General features: G+C 67.5%; 3 protein-coding genes and 1 pseudogene. 1 reads left to right on the top strand and 3 read right to left on the bottom strand.

Annotation, left to right across the window (positions count from 1 at the left end; all coding sequences use genetic code 11):
* Positions 1–797 (top strand): aldehyde dehydrogenase family protein (locus AC1DY5_RS52110; RefSeq protein ID WP_478122096.1); only part of this gene is annotated, 797 nt, incomplete at its 5' end.
* Between the two features lie 148 nt (positions 798–945).
* On the opposite strand, the gene AC1DY5_RS52105 is transcribed toward AC1DY5_RS52110, so the two are convergent.
* From AC1DY5_RS52105 to AC1DY5_RS52095, 3 genes and pseudogenes are all read right to left on the bottom strand, one after another.
* Positions 946–1,086 (bottom strand): hypothetical protein, encoded by a 141-nt coding sequence (locus AC1DY5_RS52105; RefSeq protein ID WP_478122097.1) that lies wholly within the window; start codon positions 1,084–1,086, stop codon positions 946–948.
* 90 nt (positions 1,087–1,176) lie between these two features.
* Positions 1,177–2,001, bottom strand: a complete 825-nt coding sequence (locus AC1DY5_RS52100) for a TolC family protein (protein WP_478122095.1) — start codon at positions 1,999–2,001, stop codon at positions 1,177–1,179.
* Between the two features lie 44 nt (positions 2,002–2,045).
* Positions 2,046–2,271 (bottom strand): annotated as a pseudogene (locus tag AC1DY5_RS52095) (hypothetical protein); the annotation flags it as partial.

The following is a 2,271-nucleotide window of genomic DNA, read 5'->3' as shown; positions in this document are numbered from 1 at the left end:
GCCACCCCGACGTCGCCAAGATTTCCTTCACCGGCAGCACCGCCGTGGGCAAGGCCATCCAGAGCGCTGGGGCCGACACCCTGAAGCGCGTGACGCTGGAACTGGGCGGCAAGTCGCCTACTGTGGTGCTGGACGATGCCGACTTCGCCACCGCCATTCCCCTGGCTGTGAAGGCCGGCTTTCAGAACAGCGGCCAGGCCTGCCTGGCGGGCACCCGCATCCTGGTGCCCGAGCATCGGCTGGATGAGGCCGTCGCGCTGGCCCGGGCGGCGATCGAGGCGGTCAAGGTCGGCGACCCGCGCGATGCCGCGACCGAGATCGGCCCGATGGTCAGCCGCAAGCAGTGGGATCGGGTGCAGGGCTATATCCGCAAGGGAGTGGAGGACGGCGCGCGGCTCATTGCCGGCGGCGAAGGCCGGCCAGCTGGCCTCGATGTCGGCTTCTACGTGCGACCCACCCTGTTCGTCGGAGTCCGCAACGACATGGTCATCGCGCGTGAAGAGATCTTCGGGCCCGTGCTCTGCCTGATCACCTACCGCGACGAGGAAGACGCCATCGCCATCGCCATCGCCAACGACACGGTCTACGGCTTGCAGGCGGTGGTGCTGTCGGGCAGCGACGAACACGCCCTCGCCGTGAGCTCCCGCCTGCAGGCAGGCCGGGTGCTGATCAACGGCCTGCACCACGAGCCCTTGGCGCCCTTCGGCGGCTTCAAGCAATCAGGCATCGGCCGCGAGTTCGGCACCTTCGGGCTGGAGGCGTATCTCGAACCCAAGTCGGTGATAAGGGCGGCTTGAAGGAGGCGGCCCGCCTCGGACTCGACCCCTCCCACGTCAACGACCGCCCTCGCTGCTTGCATACCCGCCGTACGGCAATCGATGACGACAGGCGGGACCGGGTCCTCTCGCGCCCTTCGACCTCGTGGCCCGAAGTTCGGCCCGCCTCCTACAGCAGCCTTTGAGCCCCACCCCCACCAGCGCCTTGCTGGAAACCTGGCTGTCCGGCCTCCGGACAGGCTCCGCCTACGACGTGATGAACGAACCGCTGCCTCTGCTCCGCGCCGGCGGCCGGCCCGGTCACACCGATGTGGAGCTCGATGTCGAATCAGTTCTTCAACCGAAGCACTTCGTCCGCTCGAGAGGACTCGTGAAGTGGAGCGCAATCGGTCCAGAGCGATCACCCAGAAGCGCCAGACCGGCACGGTGTCCGCATAGCTGATGCTGAGGCTGTGGTTGGCGCGGAACCCATGATGACCGCCAGCGCGTGCCGGGCCACGCTCAACTGCTGACGCAGCGGAGGCAGCAGCGTCTGGTCGCCGGCAAGTTGGTTGTGGGCGCTGACGATGTCCAGACGCGCCACCGAACCGGCATCGAAGGCCACTTGGACCAGCCTCAGGTTCTCCCGATCGCGGTCGAGCAGTTCCTCGACGGTGGCGATCTGTGCGCGCAGCGATGCCACGCGCAGCGCCTGCGTCACCGTGGTGCCGGTGACCGCCAGGCGGGCGGCTTCGAGCTGATGTTGCCGATACTCGGCGAGCGCGCGCTGCTGCTCGACGGAGCGGCTGCCGCCGCCTGTGTAGTCGAGCGTGTAGCTGACCGACGCACCGACTGCGAAGTAGGTAAAAGGCGGCAGGGTCGAAGGGCCGAAGGCCTCTGCGCCGAGTTTCTGCCGGCCCGCTCCGGCTGTAAGACCCACCTGCGGGGCGAGCGTTCCGGCCTGCGCGTTCGCCAGTTCCTGGGCCTGATCCAGCGACGCGGCAGCTGCGGCCAGCGTGCGGTTGCCAGCCAGCGCACGCTGCACGAGGCTGTCGACGGCATCGGAGCGAAGGAGCCGCCACCACTCTCCTTCAAGCGCTGTTCCTGGGAGGAGGTGCTGAGCCTGCGCGTCGCCGCCTGCCGTGTCAGCTTCGAGCTTCAGCGGCTCGGCCGTATAGCGCTGCACCGCGAGCGGATCGGGGCGCTTGAMGTCGGGACCTACGGTGGTGCAGCCGACGGCCGCCATCGCAGCGACAGTCGCGGCCAGGATTCTGTACAAGCTTGTCGTGTTCATTCAATCACCATCGGCTCGGTATTCTTCGTCGGTGTGGCGCGGCGCAGCAGCGCCACCAGCGGCACGGCGCAGAAGGTAAGCACCATCATCAGTTTGAAGTCGTTGTTGTAGGCAATCATCGAGGCCTGCTGGTTGACCAAGGCATCGAGCTTGGCGAGGCCGGCGGCGGAAGACATCGCCTGCGTGGCTGGCGCCGTCAGCGCATCGCCGAAGGGCGTGATG

The organism is Variovorax sp. P4_D9 (assembly GCF_056401695.1).
This window is presented reverse-complemented; position numbering and strand designations above follow the sequence as displayed.